Origin of the sequence: Paenibacillus sp. OSY-SE, from assembly GCF_000283315.1 — a bacterium.
Classification (GTDB): Bacteria; Bacillota; Bacilli; order Paenibacillales; family Paenibacillaceae; genus Paenibacillus_B; species Paenibacillus_B profundus.
The window spans coordinates 67,510-87,500 of record NZ_ALKF01000176.1 but is presented as its reverse complement, the minus strand read 5'-3'; the positions used below and the strand labels follow the sequence as shown (position 1 = coordinate 87,500).

Annotated in this window: 19 protein-coding genes, 1 rRNA gene and 1 other RNA gene (1 of these 21 running past the window's edge); 2 read left to right on the top strand and 19 right to left on the bottom strand. The window is 49.2% G+C overall.

Annotation, left to right across the window (positions count from 1 at the left end):
- The 17 genes from A372_RS0112645 to A372_RS0112570 all read right to left on the bottom strand — a co-directional run.
- Positions 1–274 (bottom strand): 16S ribosomal RNA (locus tag A372_RS0112645) (it extends 1,277 nt beyond the left edge of the window).
- A 316-nt stretch (positions 275–590) separates the two neighbouring features.
- Positions 591–854, bottom strand: a complete 264-nt coding sequence (locus A372_RS0112640; RefSeq protein ID WP_019421219.1) for a pro-sigmaK processing inhibitor BofA family protein — start codon at positions 852–854, stop codon at positions 591–593.
- A gap of 3 nt (positions 855–857) precedes the next feature.
- Positions 858–1,139, bottom strand: coding sequence for a DUF2508 family protein (locus A372_RS0112635; protein WP_157259534.1), 282 nt, complete (start codon positions 1,137–1,139; stop codon positions 858–860).
- A gap of 264 nt (positions 1,140–1,403) precedes the next feature.
- Complete coding sequence (gene recR, locus A372_RS0112630; RefSeq protein ID WP_019421217.1) at positions 1,404–2,003, bottom strand: recombination mediator RecR; 600 nt, start codon at positions 2,001–2,003, stop codon at positions 1,404–1,406.
- A 135-nt stretch (positions 2,004–2,138) separates the two neighbouring features.
- Positions 2,139–2,450 (bottom strand): YbaB/EbfC family nucleoid-associated protein, encoded by a 312-nt coding sequence (locus tag A372_RS0112625; protein ID WP_019421216.1) that lies wholly within the window; start codon positions 2,448–2,450, stop codon positions 2,139–2,141.
- A gap of 39 nt (positions 2,451–2,489) precedes the next feature.
- Complete coding sequence (gene dnaX, locus A372_RS0112620; protein WP_026011038.1) at positions 2,490–4,250, bottom strand: DNA polymerase III subunit gamma/tau; 1,761 nt, start codon at positions 4,248–4,250, stop codon at positions 2,490–2,492.
- Positions 4,251–4,388: 138 nt separating this feature from the next.
- Positions 4,389–5,537, bottom strand: a complete 1,149-nt coding sequence (locus A372_RS0112615) for an ATP-binding protein (RefSeq protein ID WP_019421214.1) — start codon at positions 5,535–5,537, stop codon at positions 4,389–4,391.
- A gap of 264 nt (positions 5,538–5,801) precedes the next feature.
- Positions 5,802–6,069, bottom strand: an RNA gene (ffs, locus tag A372_RS36350) — signal recognition particle sRNA large type.
- Between the two features lie 43 nt (positions 6,070–6,112).
- On the bottom strand, positions 6,113–6,544 hold the full coding sequence (locus tag A372_RS0112610) for a hypothetical protein (RefSeq protein WP_157259533.1): 432 nt from the start codon (positions 6,542–6,544) through the stop codon (positions 6,113–6,115).
- Positions 6,541–6,801 (bottom strand): helix-turn-helix domain-containing protein, encoded by a 261-nt coding sequence (locus tag A372_RS0112605; RefSeq protein WP_237728529.1) that lies wholly within the window; start codon positions 6,799–6,801, stop codon positions 6,541–6,543. The genes A372_RS0112610 and A372_RS0112605 overlap by 4 nt, the downstream gene beginning before the upstream one ends.
- A gap of 182 nt (positions 6,802–6,983) precedes the next feature.
- Positions 6,984–7,181, bottom strand: coding sequence for a 50S ribosomal protein L31 (gene rpmE / locus A372_RS0112600; protein ID WP_019421211.1), 198 nt, complete (start codon positions 7,179–7,181; stop codon positions 6,984–6,986).
- Positions 7,182–7,322: 141 nt separating this feature from the next.
- On the bottom strand, positions 7,323–8,594 hold the full coding sequence (locus A372_RS0112595; protein ID WP_019421210.1) for a radical SAM protein: 1,272 nt from the start codon (positions 8,592–8,594) through the stop codon (positions 7,323–7,325).
- Between the two features lie 65 nt (positions 8,595–8,659).
- Positions 8,660–9,958 carry a transcription termination factor Rho gene (gene rho, locus A372_RS0112590; RefSeq protein ID WP_019421209.1) on the bottom strand — a complete coding sequence of 433 codons (1,299 nt, stop codon included), beginning with the start codon at positions 9,956–9,958 and terminating at the stop codon, positions 8,660–8,662.
- Positions 9,959–10,242: 284 nt separating this feature from the next.
- On the bottom strand, positions 10,243–11,496 hold the full coding sequence (locus A372_RS0112585) for a UDP-N-acetylglucosamine 1-carboxyvinyltransferase (protein WP_019421208.1): 1,254 nt from the start codon (positions 11,494–11,496) through the stop codon (positions 10,243–10,245).
- A gap of 345 nt (positions 11,497–11,841) precedes the next feature.
- Positions 11,842–12,696 (bottom strand): class II fructose-1,6-bisphosphate aldolase, encoded by an 855-nt coding sequence (gene fba, locus A372_RS0112580; protein WP_019421207.1) that lies wholly within the window; start codon positions 12,694–12,696, stop codon positions 11,842–11,844.
- A gap of 229 nt (positions 12,697–12,925) precedes the next feature.
- Positions 12,926–13,327 carry a response regulator gene (locus A372_RS33835; RefSeq protein WP_019421206.1) on the bottom strand — a complete coding sequence of 134 codons (402 nt, stop codon included), beginning with the start codon at positions 13,325–13,327 and terminating at the stop codon, positions 12,926–12,928.
- A gap of 216 nt (positions 13,328–13,543) precedes the next feature.
- Complete coding sequence (locus tag A372_RS0112570; RefSeq protein ID WP_019421205.1) at positions 13,544–15,145, bottom strand: CTP synthase; 1,602 nt, start codon at positions 15,143–15,145, stop codon at positions 13,544–13,546.
- Positions 15,146–15,282: 137 nt separating this feature from the next.
- Here A372_RS0112570 and A372_RS37340 point away from each other — a divergent pair, with 137 nt between their 5' ends.
- Entirely contained in the window at positions 15,283–15,432 is a 150-nt protein-coding gene (locus tag A372_RS37340; RefSeq protein WP_019421203.1) for a hypothetical protein, read from the top strand.
- A 262-nt stretch (positions 15,433–15,694) separates the two neighbouring features.
- Here A372_RS37340 and rpoE read toward each other — a convergent pair whose 3' ends face one another.
- The gene (gene rpoE / locus A372_RS0112555; protein ID WP_019421202.1) at positions 15,695–16,255 is read right to left on the bottom strand and encodes a DNA-directed RNA polymerase subunit delta; all 561 of its coding nucleotides are present in this window, start codon (positions 16,253–16,255) and stop codon (positions 15,695–15,697) included.
- A gap of 377 nt (positions 16,256–16,632) precedes the next feature.
- Between rpoE and A372_RS0112550 the strand changes: the two genes are divergently transcribed.
- Positions 16,633–17,784, top strand: coding sequence for a S8 family peptidase (locus A372_RS0112550; RefSeq protein WP_019421201.1), 1,152 nt, complete (start codon positions 16,633–16,635; stop codon positions 17,782–17,784).
- 293 nt (positions 17,785–18,077) lie between these two features.
- Here A372_RS0112550 and cstA read toward each other — a convergent pair whose 3' ends face one another.
- Positions 18,078–19,874, bottom strand: coding sequence for a carbon starvation protein CstA (gene cstA, locus A372_RS0112545; protein WP_019421200.1), 1,797 nt, complete (start codon positions 19,872–19,874; stop codon positions 18,078–18,080).
- Positions 19,875–19,991 lie beyond the last annotated feature (117 nt).

Here is a 19,991-nt window from a genome sequence, read left to right as displayed (position 1 = left end):
GTTACCCCACCAACTAGCTAATGCGCCGCAGGTCCATCTGCAAGTGACAGATTGCTCCGTCTTTCCCATCTCCCTCAGGCGAGGAAAATGTCTATCCGGTATTAGCTACCGTTTCCGGTAGTTATCCCAGTCTCACAGGCAGGTTACCTACGTGTTACTCACCCGTCCGCCGCTAAGCATCAGGAGTGCAAGCACTCCATCAGCTCCGCTCGACTTGCATGTATTAGGCACGCCGCCAGCGTTCGTCCTGAGCCAGGATCAAACTCTCCGTTAAAGTTAGTTTGACTTGCTCATGTATTGCTGACGAGGTTGTTAACCTCTATTACACAAACGTTTCACTCGTTGTTCAGTTTTCAAAGAGCAATCATCTTAAGCTTACATAATCAAGACTCAAAAGCCTCAATTCTGACTCGCTTTATTTCGCCGCCGCGTTCAGCAGCGACCTTTATAATATATCACAGCGTCATCTTCAGTGTCAAGCACTTTTTAAAACTTTTTCGTTGTCTTTCGACAACTTTTTGTTTCATTTTGTGTCTTTCGCTAGAAGCGACGTTTATTAATTTATCACATCTATAGGCATGCGTCAACCATTATATTAATACCATTTTCAAGAAAATGATCGAGACCAAGCCAGGCACCCCAAGAAACCCAACAGCAGCCAGTGTCAGCGGGTTAGTTGGCACATGAATTCCGGCAATCCACCCCGTCGAATTAACGATATAGAGTAGAACAAAAGCAGCAGTTCCATGAAGCAAAAAGATGAAAAGCCCCTTCCACGCAAACCTTTGCCGTAATAAGACAATAAGCAATGCCACCATCGAAATAACTAGCAATCCCATCATTAACAGCTTCATACGCTACAACACCTCTCCTAGGCGAAGCGCATGGATATTGGCTTTCTTCGCCTTTTTTAATAACATGCCAACCCGCTTCTCTGCTGCTTCTAACGAAAAGATGGCATAGTCCACCTCATCTTCACCAAGTGCGTGCTCAAAACAAAACCAAGCTCGCTCCCACTCCTTGTAAGCATAACGAATATCCTCCATCAGCTGTTCATGCTCGGATTGTATATGTCTATACCGCTGCTTGTCTTGCCGGCCTGCCAACCACTGCTTTATTATTTTCAGCAAAGGTGTCATCCCTCCCATAGAGATTCCTCATTAATACTTATGGAGGAGCGGACAAGGGTAGAACAGGTAATAAGCAACCTTATAGAGGTTATTCAAAAAGCCCCCTTTTGACCAATATGGCTTCTCGGTGCTGTAAAGCAACCTTTTTTGACCACGCACTTATAGATGCTCTTTCCAAAACACAGATCAAAAAAGCCTCTGATTTCTCAGAGACTTTTCTCAACAGCCTAGCGGCATAACCCCTTAATGGCTATCGCGTTATGCTTTATATAATTATTGAATTTCACGTCGTCCTTCCAACGCCTTGGACAGCGTCACTTCATCCGCGTACTCCAAATCACCGCCAACAGGCAAACCATGCGCAATTCTCGTTACCCGGATCCCAAAAGGCTTCACCAAACGCGAAATATACATCGCCGTTGCCTCACCTTCAATATTGGGATTTGTAGCGAGTATCATTTCCTTGACCCGCTCGTCGCTAAGACGCTTCAACAGTTCCGCGAGACGTATATCCTCAGGTCCTATGCCTTCCATTGGAGAAATCGCACCTTGCAGTACATGATAGTAGCCCATGAATTCCTTCGTCCGCTCCATAGCGACCAAATCCTTCGTCTCCTGAACCACACACATAATAGACGCGTCACGCGATTTATCCTGACAGATACGGCAAGGATCGACATCAGTTATGTTGCAGCAGACGGAACAATAATGCAAATTCCGTTTTACGTTAACAAGCGCCTTGGCGAAGTCTATCACGTCGTCCTCAGGCATACGGGTCACATGGAACGCAAGACGAGCCGCTGTCTTTGGCCCGATACCCGGCAAATGGGTAAACGCATCGATCAGCTTCGCAATCGGTTCTGGATAATACAATGCGGGCTCCCCTTTACGATGACATTATGATGATGACATAACCGGAAACGGCCGGCCCCCGTAAGGGGCAGCGCCGTTTCCATAAAGATTAGAACGGCATATACCGCAGTGGTATATGCCTTTCATTTGCTAGATTTAGAACAAGCCAGGAATTTTCATTCCGCCTGTGAATTTAGCCATGTCGTCGTTCGCCAAATCTTCCGCTTTGGTAAGAGCATCGTTAACTGCAGTAATAACGAGATCCTGCAGCATTTCGATGTCTTCCACATCAACAACTTCAGGTTTGATGGCAATGCTCAGCACTTTTTTGTGGCCGTTAACCTCTACCGTTACTGCGCCGCCGCCAGAAGTACCAACCATCTTCTTTTCAGCCAATTCTTCCTGAGCTTTCAGCATTTGTTCTTGCATCTTCTTAACTTGTTTCATCATTTGATTCATATTGTTCATCGCCGTGAATTCTCCTTTTTTCTACTTAGAATAAATGAATTAATCTTTTATGACAACAAGGTCTTCTCCAAACATCTGGATAGCCTCGTCAATCCATGGTTCCCGGGACGGTTCTTGACCTTCGGGCTCCAACTGAAAATCAGGTTCCTGCCTGTCCTCTGTTCGAGCTTCCGCAGCCTCCCAGTCCTTCAACATCATCGTATCAAGTTGATACGGCTTGCCGAATGTGTCAGACAGAACACGTTCAATGACCTGTTTGTTATTCGGCTTCTCGGTCGTATCCCGATGAATCGTGTTTTTAAAAGCAACCAGAATTCGATCTTCAAGCGCCGATACTGGTTCTCCGTTCACAAGCCATGCGTGAATCGTCACCCCGGCTTCTTTTACACGCTGCAGCACCTGCCCCCAATTTCCACGAATACGGCCGAACTCAGAACTGTCTTTGTCAGCGATATATCGTTCGAACTGAGGCGGCTTATTCGCAAGTCGCGACACACGGCCGGAAGACCGGGTAGCTGCTTGCGTACGCTCAGCAGCAGGTTCTTGCTGGCTGCTGACCGCTGCCCCTGACTTCAGAAGTTGATCAAGCTTCGCTTCTAAAGACGCAACTTGACGCTGCAAATGTTGCACAGAGGAAGATTGTTCCGCCGTTCCCTGTGGCGCCGAGCCTGTATCCTGCAATCCCGAAGCGCCCGTGTGACCGGGTGAGAACGACTGGCCTTGCGCCGCTAGCTGAAGCAGTGCGACTTCAAACAAGGTCTGCGGCTGCACCGCAAACTTCATGTCGGTCTGATATCGGTTCAACGTGTCAATGATCTGGAACAGCCGTTCGGCCGCAAACGTCTCGGCCAAGTCACGAAAGACTTCGACCCTCGTTAGGCGATCCGTCAATGCGTCCCCGCTCGGCACCATCTTCATCATAAGCAAGTCCCGGAAAAAGTAGAGCAAGCTTTCCATGCACTTGTCCGCACTCTTCCCTTCCTGCATCAGTCGCTCGATTACCATTAGAATCGTTCCCACGTCCCCGGCTTGAACCGCCTGGGCCAATTCGGCGAATTGCTCTTCTGGCATCCCGCCTGTTATATCCAGCACTTGCTGATAGGTAACTTGTCCGTCGGTAAACGAGGCGGCTTGATCCAGCAAGCTGATCGCGTCGCGCATTCCGCCGTCAGACAGCTTCGCGATATACGTCAAGCTCTCCTGATCGGCTTGAATGCTCTCGTCCGCACAGACTTGCTCCAAGCGAGCGACCTGCTCATCAAGCGCTACCCTTCTGAAATCGAAACGCTGACAGCGGGATATAATCGTTGCTGGCAACCGATGTGGTTCCGTCGTCGCCAAGATGAACATGACGTGAGCCGGCGGTTCCTCCAACGTCTTCAAAAGCGCATTGAAAGCTTCCGTCGTCAACATATGAACTTCATCAATAATGTACACCTTATGGCGCACTTCAGTTGGCGCATACTTTACTTTTTCGCGAAGATCGCGAATTTCCTCCACGCCCCGATTGGAAGCGGCGTCGATTTCCACCACATCCATCACGGAACCGGCGGTGATGCGCCGACACGCTTCACAAGCGTTGCAAGGCTCTGGGCCAGGCCCTTGCTCGCAGTTTACGGCTTTCGCCAGTATTTTCGCGGCACTGGTCTTCCCTGTTCCACGCGGTCCACTGAACAGGTACGCATGCGAAAAACGCCGCTCCCGCAGCGAATTTTGCAGCGTTTGAATAATATGCTGTTGTCCGACCATGTCATGAAATGACTGTGGCCTCCATGCGCGATACAATGCAATATGACCCATGATGCAACCTCGAAAACGTTTTTCTTATTATACTATATCACAACCGCTAAAAAAACAGCCATTTCCTCTCTTTGGAAACTTGGGAAGACTGCCTATAGTTTATTCAGTTGTCCATTGCTACGGATAGACACCGGCATTTCAGCCAACAGGTTGAAATGGAACCGATAGCGTAAACGTCGTGCCAAAGCCTTTAGAGGCGACGCGAATTGTGCCGCCCAAGTCGTGAATAATGCGCTGACAAACCGAGAGGCCCAGCCCAGTTCCATTCTGCTTGGTCGTAAAGAACGGATCAAAGATTTTGTCGATAAGAAAGGAAGGGATACCAGGACCTGTATCGTGTATGTCGATCAGGACGCGCTTGCCCGCATCATCCCGCTTGACCGTTATCGTAAGCGTTCCACCATCAACCATAGCTTCAATACCGTTCTTCGCGATGTTGATGAATACCTGTTTTAAAAGTTCCCGATCCGCTACGACGAACGGCATCGTCTCATCCGCGGCATAGCGAACGTGAACCCCGTGCAGGACGGCTTCACTGCGAATAATCGGCATGATATCATTCATGACCTGATATAAATCCACCCGCTCAATGGTTACGTGCTTCGGTTTGCTCAGCAGCAAAAATTCTCCTACAAGCTCATTAATTCGATTGATTTCCGTCAGCATAATCTCGGTATAGTGAACTTCCTTGCCCATCCCCTTCTCATGCAGCGTCTTCTTGAACATCTGCAGAAATCCCTTAATGGAAGTGAGCGGATTGCGGATCTCGTGCGCAGTCCCCGCCGCAATCTGTCCAATCATAGCCAAACGGTCGCTTCGTTGAACCTGCTCCTCCAACGAACGAAGATTGGATACATCCTTGAAGAGAACATAGGCGCCGACAATTTCACTTTGCGCATCACGCAATACATTGGAATCGAGGAGCAGTTCATACCGCTCATTGCCGTTGCGCCATGAGACCGCATGATTGCGTACGACAACCCCTTCCAGAAGGGCGCGTTGGACCAGATGATGCTCGGTAGGCATGTCCCCGAACAGATCATTGACCCGACACTGCAGCGCCTGTTCGCGTTCCCATCCAAGGACATGGCAAGCCATCTCGCTGATGTCCACCAATCGAAACTGTGTATCCAGAAGCAGAATTCCTAAATTCACATCTCGCAAAAAGGCGCCGGCAAACTGTTGCAGCAGGTTTAATTCACCATGTCCTCCTTCATGCCTCTCTTCACTGGGAGAAGAAGGAGACATCGGCTTCAGCGAACCCGAATGTGGCGTTGGTTCAGTCATAGACTCACCTCAATGCTAATAAGCACAAGTTTCATTCTCTCGCAATTATACTTGCCTGATTCTTGTTGCAGAAATTGGAAGCAGACCACCGAGATGGGCTGGTAATGCCGTTTCCGCTTGTCCGCGCTCTTTGCTATTATATATTTCTTTCGCCGAATAAGGTCTATATTCCTGCTTCCATCTATTATATATGAGCATATATTCATAATAATTGTAAAATAAAAAAACACCGAATCATTCGGTGTCTCTCTTGTAATATGAAAACCGTGCACCTGTTATTGATAATTGCGATCCGAGCGGCACTTCTGCGTATCAGCTCGGGTCAGGCTTCCCTCCGGCACATGAGCTCTCCTACTTATGGCTGCTTCCTTCCGGACCTGACCAGATTCATAGGCACCCATTGCGAAGGACCCGACCGTCAACACCAAACGCAAATACCGGACCCCACATCGACAAAACCTCTAACAGGAATTCAATCTCGCTACAGCGGATTGCGAGTTACAGGGCACCGCTACCTCCCCATCTAGCACGGCAAAACCTAGTATAGACTATTTGAGGCGAAAGTGCAACTAAAGTCAATTGTTAACAATCGTGTCGCTGCGGACAGGTTCGGCTTCCGCTTGAACATCATCATCTCTCCAACCACGCAGCAGTATGCATATGGCAGCGCTCATAACGCCAACCCCGACATATACCCCGACATGCAGCCCCACATTTGGATAGATCCACTGCGCAGCGCACGTCGTTGCCAGCGTCCAGCCGGCGGCAAAACAGACCCAGAATGCGTCAAGACGCACCTTACGGGAGACGGCAACGAAATTCAACCAGCCGAGACCGATAACGACGCTGCACACGACGAAGACGCTGAGCCAAGCCAGATGAAGGTTGCTGTCTGGCTGTTCAGGCCACCCCCACGAAGGAAACGTCCTCCGCGTCAGCTGCAACAGTCCGTATGCCCCTCCGGCCACGATGAACGTACCGATAATAGCGGACACGCTCTCGGTCACGAAGCCTGCGGACATTTCCGCTTGGACGCTAACAGAATGCGTTTATTCGTCTTCAATAGATCGGCCGCTGCCAGAGCCAGTCGGCGCTCCCGCAAATAAGATGCGGCGCTGTAGCCGATCTCCCGCTGAAACATGCGGTGCAGATGAAAGCGGGTTACCGCCGTGTGCCTTGCCACGTCGTCGAAGTCTACATCATCTGTCAAATGCCGCTCGATGTACGCCACCGCGCTCCGTATCCAACGCTCGTGTTCCGTCATTCCCACACGGCCGCACCTCCTTTTGCATTTCGATAAGGACTTACATTTCCATCATGCAAGATGGGGACTTCATCGTTTTGACATTTTGTGCGAATCGGTGTTTGCACCGGCACAAATATATGCAAAAAAATAAACTCCCTCGACTGTTGCCAGTAAGGGAGTTCACATTAAACACATATGCATTAGATGCCGTATTTCTTCTTAAATCTATCCACACGACCGCCAGCGTCCAAGAACTTCTGTTTGCCCGTGAAGAACGGATGGCAAGCGGAGCATACCTCTACTTTCAGGTTTTCCTTAACGGAACCTGTTTCAAACGTGTTACCGCATGCGCAAGATACTGTCGTGATGTGATATTTCGGTTGAATTGCTTCTTTCACTTGAATTCACCTCTCTCCGCCCTGAGCCCTTTGCGTGCTCAGAGTTATATAGACACATGAGTGGATTATAGCATGTTTGATTTATACACGCAATGTTATTTTGACATTTCCAGTCAGTCGATTCCAGTTCCGATCCACCTATTACTTCGCGTATGACTTCACACGCGCCAACTCCGCCGGAGGCACATGTGTATAAGAACCGATAACGACATCAGGCAGCTCGTCACGGAAAATATCTATCATCTGCTTCATGCCGAGAACATCGCCCTGCGCTTTCGGAATGAGCGCAAGATAGCTCTCGGGATCAATGTTCAAATTACGCATTTGAATGAGACGAAGCTTCGTCCGCCGTGCAAACTCCACCATTGCCTCAATCTCTTCTTCCCGGTCGGTTACGCCTGGGAAGACAAGATAATTGATCGACGTATATACGCCCTGTTCCGATGCATAGCGCAACGACTTCTCCACATTATGAAGCGTATACGCCCGTGGCCGGTAGTAAGCATTGTAATGGTCGTCAAGCGCACTGATGGTGCTCACACGCATCAAATCAAGACCTACATCGACTATAGCCCGTATATGGTCGGTCAAGCCAGCATTGGTATTGATGTTGATATACCCCATATCCGTCTGGCGGCGCACCTCGCGCATCGCTTCGACGATAATCTTCGCCTGCGTGGACGGCTCGCCTTCGCAACCTTGGCCGAAGCTGATAATCGATTCCGGTGTCTTCAAATGCTCCAGCATAATCTGCACCAATTCGTCGACAGTCGGCTTGAAGTTCATCCGCGTCTGCGGGGCTGGAAATCCGCTGTCATCCGGCTGCTCGGAAATACAGCCAAAACAACCGGCATTGCAGGAATATGATACCGGAACAGCACCTTCCCAGCGATTCAGGAACGTATTGGATGCCGTCAAGCATTCGTATTGCAAGGCGCAATGCGACAAGTGCTGATATAGCCGGTTATCCGGATATTTCGTAAGCAACTGGTCCACTTGAACGCGCAGCTCGCCTGAATCGCAATTCAAAGGATCCCATTTGTGCGGATCATCCGTCGAATGAGCTGCAGCATAGAACTTCCCGTCTTGCCAGACGACCGCCGTATAGCCGAAGAGCGGGAGCTTCTGCTCTTTATCCGTCTTCACGTAGCTCGGAATATGCAGACGCGTATAGCCCTGCGGCAGCAGCGCCCCGACCGCTTGCACGTCTCCCGGCAGAGCGACCATCTCTCCCGTATCCGGGTCCAATCCGATCGGACGCGTGCAAGGCAGCCCGACAAGCGTCGCTCCTTCCGGCAGCGGAATCAACTCGTCCTCAAATATTTCAACGATCATGTCACCACTGCGGGCGAGGCCGATGTATTCGGGGTGATCAAAGATGTTGCCTTCACTATCCGCATAAACTAAATACATGTAACCTTGTCCTCCTACATTCATGCTTCACGTCATTCCACAGCGTCACATTTGCCATCGTCTTCCTAGCTGACCGAGGTGCTCCGCGTCCGGCGCGTCGGAGAGCCGCCGCTTCCGTTGCCGTTCGTGTCCAAAGAAGCCATAAATTCTTCGTTCGTCTTCGTATCACGCAGCTTTTTCAGGAATTGATCCACAAATTCAGACGTTTCATTCATATTTTTGCGAATCGCCCACAGCTTATCGAGCTCTTCCTTCGTCAAGAGCATTTCCTCGCGGCGCGTGCCCGAGCGGCGAATGTCAATCGCAGGGAAGATGCGGCGTTCAGCCAATTTGCGATCCAGATGGAGCTCCATATTGCCTGTACTTTTAAACTCTTCATAAATGATGTCGTCCATACGAGATCCAGTCTCTACCAATGCTGTCGCAAGAATGGTCAGGCTGCCGCCTTCTTCAATATTGCGCGCCGATCCGAAAAAGCGCTTCGGACGATGGAAGGAAGCTGGATCGATACCGCCGGACAGCGTCCGTCCGGATGGCGGAACGACCAAGTTGTAAGCCCGCGCCAGACGAGTGATGCTGTCGAACAAAATAACAACGTCTTTCTTATGCTCCACCAAGCGCAATGCGCGTTCAAGCACTAGCTCAGCTACTTTAATATGGTTCTCAGGCACCTCATCGAATGTGGAAGCGACTACTTCGCCTTTTACCGAGCGCTGCATGTCAGTCACTTCTTCCGGACGCTCGTCAATAAGCAATACGAACAACTCGATGTCAGGATGGTTCTCCGAAATACTGTTGGCAATTTCTTTGAGAAGCAAGGTTTTACCAGCTTTAGGCGGGGCGACGATAAGTCCGCGTTGACCAAGACCTACAGGGGCTAACAAATCCAAAATCCGTGTAGAAACTTTGTTCGGGGCCGTTTCAAGCACCAGCTTCTTCTGTGGATAAAGAGGAGTTAATGCAGGGAAGTGCAGACGCTGAGCTGCGTCTTCCGGTTTCTCTCCATTGACGGCATTAATTTGCAGCAAACCGAAATAACGCTCATTCTCTTTCGGTGGACGACATTTACCGGACACCAGGTCACCGGTTCGAAGATCAAATCTACGGATTTGAGATTGCGAGATATAAATGTCTTCCGAACTTGGCAAATAGTTGATAGGCCGCAGGAAACCAAAGCCTTCAGGCAATATATCCAGCACGCCCTCCATAAACATATATCCGCCTTGTTCCGCTTGTGCGCGCAAAATAGCAAAAATCAATTCTTTTTTCTTCATCTGACCGTAGCCGGCAATTTGAAATTGCTTTGCCAGCTTATATAGCTCGGTCAGCTTCTTCGTTTCCAAATCGGAAATTTGTAACTCCATGAATACAACTCCTATTCTGTTCATAAATGCATGTGATGTGAGATGGATAAGTCCTATGAAAATAAAAATGAGAAATAGCGGTGTGCTTACCTTGTGCATACGAAGGTTGGTCATTTCACCGGGAAAGAAAAAGTGGACTGAAAGCAGATGAGTTCTTTTGACCAGGAACAAGCAGCGTAATATCGTATGACGGTTGACTTTCGTAGAAAGGAGGTGCCTGCGTTCTAGGTAACTAATCTAATATTAATCTATTATTACCCTATTTTTACCCCGAAACAACTGATTTATTCCGTTTGCCTCCATACATCTGCACCTAAAATTCGCAAATTCGTCACTAAGTTATCATATCCGCGATCGATATACTCCACGCCCGTAATTTCTGTTACGTCATTTTCCACCGTTAAGCCTGCAATAACTAGCGCTGCACCAGCCCGCAAATCCGATGCTCTTACTTTCGCCGCATTCAGCTTCGTTCCTTCAATAACAGCAGAACGGCCTTCTACGCGAATCTTCGCGCCCATGCGCAGCAATTCGGGAACATGCTTGAAGCGATTGCTATATACGAGATCGGACAGCATGCTAACCCCTCTAGTCTGTGTAAGCAAGCTAGTCATCGGAGACTGCAGATCCGTGGCAAAGCCAGGGTACACCAAGGCTTTCACGTCAATGCTTTCGTAATCGACACCGCCGATGACACGGAGCGATTCATCGCCCTCTACAATCTGGACGCCCATTTCCTCCAACTTGGCCGTAAGAGCTTCCAAATGCTTCGGAATAATATTATCTATTAAAATATCTCCACGCGTAGCCGCAGCCGCGATCATGTACGTTCCGGCTTGAATGCGATCCGGAATAATCGAATGGCGGCAGCCGTGAAGACCATCTACCCCTTCAATGCGAATCGTTTCCGTACCCGCACCTTTAATTCGCGCCCCCATTGCGTTGAGCAAAGTGGCAACATCTATAATTTCAGGCTCTTTTGCCGCATTTTCAATGATAGTAGTGCCTTTAGCCCGTGAGGCCGCCAACATTATATTAATCGTGGCACCAACGCTGACTACATCTAAATAAATCTTCGCGCCGCGCAGTTCGCGCGCAACAATATGAACGGAGCCATGATCATTCGTTACCGTCGCTCCTAACGCTTCAAATCCTTTAATATGCTGATCAATCGGACGCGGCTCGAAGTTACACCCGCCTGGCATGCCAATCGTCGCCTCTCCGAATCGTCCTAACAATGCGCCCATTAAGTAATAGGAGGCCCGTAATTTCTTGACGGGGCCGTTGTGCATCGGCATGGAGATCAAGTGGGAAGGATTAATGTGCAGGCTGGTTCCCTCCCGGCTGACTTGCCCGCCGAGTTCGGTAATAATTTCGCCATAGGTTGCGACATCGCTTAATTCAGGCATGTTATCGAGCACAACTTCGCTCTCTGCTAATATTGCTGCAGGTATAAGCGCTACCGCGCTGTTCTTTGCTCCGCTAATCTGAACGGTGCCACATAGCGGCCGCCCGCCGCAAATCATTAACTTTTCCATCACAAGCTGAGTTCCTCCCACACCGTGCTGATGATAGCCGGCTCATCCATATGCTTAATATTGAAATATGGTCATCCCAAAAAATTATTCACATTCAAAAAGTCACTTTTCGGCACCGAGAAGTACAAGTTTTCGCAAGAAAACTGCTTCGGAAACATATGCTCTTGGAGAGTGAACGTAAGATTCGATGTCGAATGACATCTTGGGATGCATCGTGATCAAAAGGGGACTTTTTTGAACAACCTCTATAATACTATAAGTTAGGTGGTATAATCACAAAAAAGGGAAGAACACCGGAGAACCGGTGCTTTTCCCGCATTTGTAGACGCAAATATAAATATCCGATTACGCTTGGTTGTTGCTTCCGAACAAGCGGATTTTAGCGCGAACCACTTCAACCATCGCATTGCGAGCTGGCGTCAAGTATTTACGAGGATCGATTACATCTGCATTCTTATTCAACGCTTCGCGAATCGCTTTCGTGCAAGCGACTTGGTTCTCTGTGTTCACGTTAATTTTGCCTGCGCCTGCGGCAATTGCCTTGCGAATGGCTTCGTCAGGCACACCTGAACCGCCGTGCAGTACGACAGGTACAGGAACTTTTGCAGCAACAGCTTCAATGATATCGTAATGAAGTTTAGGCTCGCCTTTGTACATGCCGTGTGCCGTACCTACAGCAATCGCAAGTGCGTCAACGCCTGTTTCTTCATAGAAACGAATCGCTTCTTCTGGGTTCGCCAATTGAGCGGATTCCTCATCCACCGTAAGGTCATCTTCTGTCCCGCCGATTGTACCCAATTCACCTTCAACGGATACGCCCATAGCATGAGCCGCTTTAACGACTTCTTTAGTCAAGCGGATGTTGTCCTCATACGCATGATGGGAGCCATCGAACATAACGGAAGAGAATCCTGCACGGATACAAGCCATAGCCACTTCAAACGTGCTGCCATGGTCAAGGTGCAATGCGATCGGCAAGCCGGATTTCTTCGCAGCCGCTTCCGCCATTGCTACTGTATATTCCATTCCCATGTAACGCAGTGCCCCTTCGGATACACCGAAGATAATTGGCGCTTTCTCTTCCATCGCAGCTTCTGTAATGGCTTGTGTGAATTCCAAGTTGTTAATGTTGAATTGGCCTACCGCAAATTTATTTGCTTTAGCTTTCGGCAGGAATTCGTTCATCGAAACTAATGGCATGGTCTCCATCCTCCTAGGAAGTTGTTCGTCGTCTGTCTCTCTTCTTGTTAGCCGACATCTTGTACGGTGTTATTATATCACAATTAGGCGCAAAAAAGTAAACAACCTCTTGACAAAACAGAACACATCCGTCTGTTGGAGGTTGTTCAAAAAGCCCCCTTCAGACGAAATCCAAAAAGCAAAGAGGCTGGGTCAGCAACCCAGCATCGCGCATCATTTCTATCATTCGTTAAGACGGCAAAGTCATATGACCATGCTGTTCGTTACTGTGGGCTAAAGTCATGTTGACGGCCACTCGCATTTCATCAATATCAAATGGCTTTGTAAAGTGCATAATAGCTCCCAGATCGGTCGCTTCCTTAATCATATCCAATTCCCCATACGCAGTCATCATGATGACATTCATGTGTGGCTTCATCTTCTTGATTTGTTTTAAAATTTCCAAACCGTCCATCCCAGGTATCTTCATGTCAAGCAGAACGATATCCGGTGATTCATCCTGTACGATGTCCAGCGCCATCTTGCCGTTAGAAGCCTGATATGTCGTATATCCTTCGCTGCTGAACACTTCCATGAGAAGAACCCGAATACCATTCTGATCATCAACAATCAATACTTTCTTTTTATCCAACTGGTACCCCTCCCACCGTGTATCACGAGCGAGTATGTTTGCCTTGTCATAGCTGCCGTCTCGCATAACATGCTTATATTGCAAAGTTACAGTACATATTCGCTTCTTCCTATTAAATTCCTCCTTACTTTAGGAAAAACATCTGCTTCTGTACCGCGGGAAGCAAAAAAAGCGAAAATTCTCACATGGAGAATCTTCGCTTTGCAAATATATACATTATCCCAATTGTTTAATCGCAGCTTTGACGAACTCACGGAACAATGGCTGTGAACGGTTCGGACGGGATGTGAATTCCGGATGGAATTGCACCGCAAGGAACCACGGGTGGTCCGGAAGCTCCACGATTTCAACCAACCGTCCATCAGGGGACGTTCCGCTTACTTTCAAGCCGGCACGCTCCACAATTTCGCGGTATTCGTTGTTAAATTCATAACGATGACGATGACGCTCGTATACGAGCTCGTCGTTGTAGCACTCCATCGCAAGCGACCCTTCCTGCAATTTGCAAGGATACAGGCCAAGGCGCATCGTGCCGCCCAAATCTTCGATGTCCTTCTGCTCTGGCAGCAAATCGATAACAGGATATTCTGTCGACGGGTTGATTTCCGAGCTGTTCGCTCCTGTCAAGCCGACAACCGCTCGCGCATATTCGATTACAGCAACCTGCATGCCTAGGCAAATACCAAAGAACGGAATTTGCTGTTCACGCGCAAAGCGAATCGCTGTCACTTTTCCTTCAATACCCCGATCGCCGAATCCGCCTGGAACTAAAATGCCATTAACTCCCGACAATTGCTCGCTTACGTTCTCTTCCGTAATCTCCTCCGCATTGACCCAACGGATGTTCACTTCGGCATTGGCATCAATACCAGCATGCTCCAACGCTTCAACAATGGACAGATAAGCATCGTGAAGGGCAACGTATTTCCCGACGATAGCAATCTCAACGCGGCCTTGCAGCTGCTTCACGCGATTGACCAGCTTCGTCCACTCGACCATATCCGGTTCTGGCGTCTGCAGCTTCAGATGATTGACGACGATATTATCCATGCCTTGCTCGCGCAGCATGAGAGGAACCTCATACAAGGTGGAGGCGTCACGGCACTCCACAACCGCGTTGGCGTCAATGTCGCAGAAGAGTGCGATCTTGCGCTTCAAATCTTCCGAGAGCTCATGCTCTGTCCGGCATACAAGCATGTTCGGCTGGATGCCGATGCTGCGCAGCTCTTTGACGCTATGCTGCGTCGGCTTCGTCTTCACTTCACCCGCTGCTTTGATGTACGGAATCAGAGTAACGTGAATGTACATCACATTATCGCGGCCGACATCGCTCTTGATTTGACGAATCGCTTCCAGAAACGGCAAGCTCTCGATATCGCCTACCGTACCGCCGATCTCCGTAATGACCACATCGGAGCCCGCTTCTTTGCCGGCGCGGAAAACACGCTCTTTAATTTCATTCGTGATGTGCGGAATAACCTGTACGGTACCGCCCAAGTATTCACCGCGGCGTTCTTTAGAGATAACCGAAGAATAGATCTTCCCTGTCGTCACATTGCTGTTCTTGGACAGATTGATATCAATGAAACGCTCATAGTGGCCAAGGTCCAGGTCGGTTTCCGCCCCGTCGTCGGTTACGAACACTTCACCGTGTTGATAGGGACTCATGGTACCCGGATCAACGTTGATGTACGGGTCAAACTTTTGAATCGTTACTTTCAGACCCCGATTTTTCAGCAGTCTGCCTAGGGATGCTGCCGTTATTCCTTTACCTAGAGATGAAACGACGCCGCCCGTCACAAAAATGTATTTTGCCACTGGTGAAACCCTCCTATGATCAAGTGCATTCATGACATATGTTCTCGGGAGGCTTTGACTCTTGAATCAGGTCCGATGGAGTTTTTGCAATTCATGCTGCATGATGTTATCGTAACCCATTTGCAGGAGAAAAATTGATGCAAGATGTCATAAAAAAAGCTCCTATCGAAGGACACCCGAAGCCGAGCGTCCGCGATCAACGGAAGCCTTTTATTCGACTCAAAATATACCATGTCCGAGCAGACCATGCCGTCGAGCAGATACATTCCGATATCGGAAAAAAATAAAAAAGTGACTCCCGTAGTGTCACGGGGCACTTTCTTCTTATGTTCAATCACTCTATTCAATTCAATACAAATCCAAAGCCCATATGCTAGTTTACTCTGTAGGTAGTCCCATGTCAAGGGAGCACGCTTGGATTTTTAAGGGGATGTGAAGAAGTGAAAATGCCGCTTACTTATCCTTCCCATCAAAGCTTCTGAGCAGCTTCTTCAACAGGACCAATAAGCAAACGGCATTTATGCCAGCCACGCAGTGGGGAACAGCCGATTAACGGTTATCCTCATCTTTGTCGGCTTCTTCGAAGTCTTCTTCCAGTTCTTCTTCCCCTTCAGAACTGTCTTCATCGATTTCTTCTTCATCGATCATGACTTCTTCGTCAACTTCTGCCTCTTCCTCTTCATCGTCGAAGACTTCTTCCTCTTCGTTGTCTTCATCCACGAAATCGAAGTCCTCTCCATCAGCAGTGTAGTTGTCGTCTTCTTCCACATACTCGTCTTCCATATCGTCGTCTTCATCATTAATGATACGCGGACGTTTGGAGCCTCCCATCGACTCTTCCGAACGGTCAACCGGGTACCAACGTTTCAAGCCCCACAGGTTGTTGCCAACACATGCAAAGCGGCCGTCAATGTTGATTTCGGTATATAACTGCGCAATCACATCGGTAATTTGCTCTTTGGTTAATCCACGAAGCTTAGCTACTTCGTTCATTAGATCGCGGTAGTAGAAAGGCGTGTTGGCAGCTTTCAATATAAGGAAAGCTAAATCCACCATCGGCATTTCTTGCACTTTGTCGGGATCTAGTTTCAATTCCAACGGGGTGCTCATTCGGACACATCCTCTCTCAAAAGGTTCAAACTGATACTAACATATCCATGTTCACACATAAGTAAAACCGATCTGCCGCGAAAAAGCAAGTTTTCTTCAGCCAGACAAAAAAATGCCACATATCAGTCATTTCAAGACAAAAAAAAAGAAACGCGAAGGGCTATCCTTCGCGTTCGACTGTATCCGCACCCGACGAAAGCAGTGGCCCTCGTCTTTGGTGTGCTAAGCCCTTCGCCGGCTCTTCTTCATATTATGTCCCGGGAAGACATTTGACACGGAAGAAGGCCTAACTTTCTCAAAAAAGGCGGCTACCCCAGTCCACCCTGCAGCAGAACGCATACGATACTCCACAAGGACCTGTCGGGAGGGACTCGACATTGGATGTTACGGGCTTACTCCAGTTGATGCTTCATGAGATTTCCTCCAACGGACAACGTGGGAAGAGACGGCTGATTCGCTTTTACAACCCTCAATTGTACGAACGATGCTGCAAAGCTCTGTACGATCTGCAAAAGCGCCACCCCGAGCTTGGGAGCGTCCATACCGTTCCGTTAATCCTAGCTTGGATCTGTCCGGTTCCAGCTGGTCTAAATCGGCAATTGGCTCTGTACCAAAGCGAGTTCGTTGTTGAGGATGATATTCAAGTAACGATGCATGCCGCATCGCAGAAGCCCGTTGCTTGGGAACGCGGCATTCCTTGGGGCGTGCGGCACATTAAAGCGCCCCAGGCATGGAGCACGACGACCGGCCATCACGTGTACATTGGCGTCATCGATACGGGAGCTGATTACCGCCATCCTGATTTGCGCAACTCTTTGATGCGCGGCGTCAATCTGGTTCACCGCGGATTGCCTCCGTATGACGATAACGGACACGGAACGCACATCGCCGGTACGATAGCAGCCGCCAATCAGATGTATGGAATCATTGGCGTGGCTCCTCGTGCGCTGATCCATCCTGTCAAAGCCTTTGACGAGAATGGATCTGCTTATGTATCTGATATTATTCAAGGCATTGATTGGTGTGTGCGTCATGGCATGAATATAATTAATATGAGCTTCGGGATGAAGACGCGCAGCAAATCACTGTTAAATGCAGTGATGAACGCCTATAACGCAGGGGTCACCATCGTCGCGTCTTCAGGAAACGATGCCAAACGCAAAACGATCGATTACCCCGCCCGGTATCAGCAGACCATTTCTGTGGGCGCGACCGATCGGGTCCGCAAAATTGCGAATTTTAGCAATCGAGGTCGATTCGTCGATATTTATGCTCCTGGAGAAAAAATTGTGTCTGCATGGCTCAAGGGAAAATATCACGAAATGAGCGGCACTTCCATGGCCACCTCTCATGTCAGCGGCGCGATTGCCCTGCTGCTCGCCATGAAGCCGGGATTGAAGCCAGGGGAGATCAAAACCCTTCTGCGCCATTCCGCCAACCCTACGCGCGGCCCCAGAGGCAAGGGCGGCACGCCGCGCGAAGCAGGCGAAGTAGACGTGATGCGTCTGCTCAAGGAAGTGGAGCGGTAGGGGGCGGCTGCGATCTCGCCGCAGGTATACGCTGCTGTTTCATTGCGCAAAATACAATGCAAAAAGAAACAAGAGGGCTATCCTTCAAGTCATTCAGACTTTTGGGATAGCCCCCTTTTTTATTGGCTCGTCATCGACAATTTATACTCATTTTTGGCCCGCAAAGACGGGACATGCGTATTTTGTCGGCCATTGGCGCTTATGGTCTCGCAATCGGCCCCAGGCATGGCTGCGAACTTCATCAGAGGCTGCCCAGCATCGGCGCCATTTCACCCGCCGCTCATTCAAGATAACTAAGCTGCTGTAATTGGCGCAAGACGCGTCCGCGGCGCATTCCATAGCTCAATCCATTTCTTAATGGCCGAGATGAGGATGATGATCCCAAGCACCATCATAATGATGGACAGTGAAGCATTCAAAATACTGTAACCGGAAGCCGTTGGATTCAAGTATACGTTCGCAACCATCCACACTCCCGCGTAATTGACCGTTACGAACAAATATGCCAACGGAATCAAACACGTAAACATGTACCTGCGTTTGTCCGCTATCTTCAAAATGACCGTCGCTCCGATGATAAGACCAATCGACGCCATCATCTGATTAGATACTCCGAACAGTGCCCATACGGAGCCAATATCGCCCGAAAAGAGTAAATATCCCCACATCAGACAAGCTAACGCACTCGCGAAGATCGAGCCAGGCACCCAATCCACCCGTTTCAACGGTTTGTAGATGTCACCGAAGAAATCTTGGATAATATAGCGTGCGACACGCGTTCCGGCATCGATTGCTGTTAGGACAAAGACCGCCTCGAACATGATGACGAACTGGAAAAAGTATGATGCCAAGCCTTCGAACCATGGAATCTTCGTGAAGATATAGGTCATGCCAACTGCCAGCGTAACGGCGCCGCCTGTTCTTCCCTCCAGATTGAGGCCGATTTCACGCGCCAACTCAGGCAAATGAACCGTGCTCATACCGAGCGCCTCGAACGCTTCCGGCGTGGAATTAATTGCGAAGTAGTCCGCTGGCTGCAGAGCAGTGGCGGCGATTAGCGCCATGATTCCTACCACACATTCAACGAGCATCGCGCCGAACCCAACCACTTTAATATCACTCCAGCGATCCAGCATCTTCGGTGTCGTTCCAGAACCGACGAAGGCGTGGAAGCCAGATATTGCTCCGCAAGCAATCGTTATCGAGATGAACGGCCAGACCGGGCCAGCCAAAATCGGACCTCCCCCGTGAATGAATTCCGTTACCGCCGGGAATGGAATCGCCGGGTTAATAATAAAGACGCCGATGATAAGCGCGATGAAGACGCCGATTTTCATGAAGCTGCTCAAATAATCGCGCGGCGCGAGCAGCAGCCAGACCGGCAAAGCTGCCGCAAAAAAAGCGTATATCGGTAAAATGACAGCCAATGTTTTCATGTCAAAGGTCAGCCACTCTCCCAGCGCCGTACCTTGAATATAAGGGCCCATGAATACGCCGACTAGAAGCAGAATAAAGCCGATGGTGGAAGTAACCTTCAGATTGCCTGTTTTCTTATACAGCAGCCCTACTCCCATTGCAATCGGAATCGTAATGCCGACCGAGAACGTTCCCCATGGATTATGCTCCAGCGCATGGAGCACGACCATTGACAGCCCAGCCATCGTAATCGTAATAATGAAGAGCATAGCGAGGCCGGTACAGAAGCCGGCGACAGGTCCTAGCTCGTCCTTCGCTACTTCGGAGAGCGATTTGCCCTGCTTGCGCATAGAGGCGAACAACACAACTGCATCGTGCACCGCTCCACCGATAACCGCACCGATAAGCAGCCACAGCAGTCCCGGCAAGTAACCGAACTGCGCGGCCAGGATCGGTCCAACGAGCGGGCCGGCTGCCGCAATCGCGGCAAAATGGTGCCCGAAGGATACCCATTTATTCGTCGGCACGTAATCTTTGCCGTCGTTGAATTCGTGAGCCGGAGTCGGCTTGGAGTCATCAAGCTTTAACACTTTTGCCGTCATGAACGTTCCATACAGTCGATAAGCAATCATCAAAATGCAAATAGAGCCGATTACAATTGAAACCGCATTCATTAGTGGCCACTCCCTTCGATTTCCTTGTGGCTATCTTATAATATGAAAACGAAAATTATTCATTTTCATGATAGAATGTGAAGGGAAGAGAGTGAGCTGCAAAAAGAGAAGCTTGAG

What these genes read in the sequence shown, in the direction of transcription:
- A372_RS0112635 (WP_157259534.1), bottom strand. Translation starts at nt 1,139, where the DNA reads ATGACACCTTTGCTGAAAATAATAAAGCAGTGGTTGGCAGGCCGGCAA.
- A372_RS0112605 (WP_237728529.1), bottom strand. Translation starts at nt 6,801, where the DNA reads ATGACGGAACACGAGCGTTGGATACGGAGCGCGGTGGCGTACATCGAG.
- rpoE (WP_019421202.1), bottom strand. Translation starts at nt 16,255, where the DNA reads ATGAGCACCCCGTTGGAATTGAAACTAGATCCCGACAAAGTGCAAGAA.
- A372_RS0112640 (WP_019421219.1), bottom strand. Translation starts at nt 854, where the DNA reads ATGAAGCTGTTAATGATGGGATTGCTAGTTATTTCGATGGTGGCATTG.
- A372_RS37340 (WP_019421203.1), top strand. Translation starts at nt 15,283, where the DNA reads ATGCAAGATGTCATAAAAAAAGCTCCTATCGAAGGACACCCGAAGCCG.
- rho (WP_019421209.1), bottom strand. Translation starts at nt 9,958, where the DNA reads ATGGAGTTACAAATTTCCGATTTGGAAACGAAGAAGCTGACCGAGCTA.
- A372_RS0112615 (WP_019421214.1), bottom strand. Translation starts at nt 5,537, where the DNA reads ATGACTGAACCAACGCCACATTCGGGTTCGCTGAAGCCGATGTCTCCT.
- cstA (WP_019421200.1), bottom strand. Translation starts at nt 19,874, where the DNA reads ATGAATGCGGTTTCAATTGTAATCGGCTCTATTTGCATTTTGATGATT.
- dnaX (WP_026011038.1), bottom strand. Translation starts at nt 4,250, where the DNA reads ATGGGTCATATTGCATTGTATCGCGCATGGAGGCCACAGTCATTTCAT.
- A372_RS0112595 (WP_019421210.1), bottom strand. Translation starts at nt 8,594, where the DNA reads ATGTATTTAGTTTATGCGGATAGTGAAGGCAACATCTTTGATCACCCC.
- A372_RS0112625 (WP_019421216.1), bottom strand. Translation starts at nt 2,450, where the DNA reads ATGAACAATATGAATCAAATGATGAAACAAGTTAAGAAGATGCAAGAA.
- A372_RS0112585 (WP_019421208.1), bottom strand. Translation starts at nt 11,496, where the DNA reads ATGGAAAAGTTAATGATTTGCGGCGGGCGGCCGCTATGTGGCACCGTT.
- fba (WP_019421207.1), bottom strand. Translation starts at nt 12,696, where the DNA reads ATGCCATTAGTTTCGATGAACGAATTCCTGCCGAAAGCTAAAGCAAAT.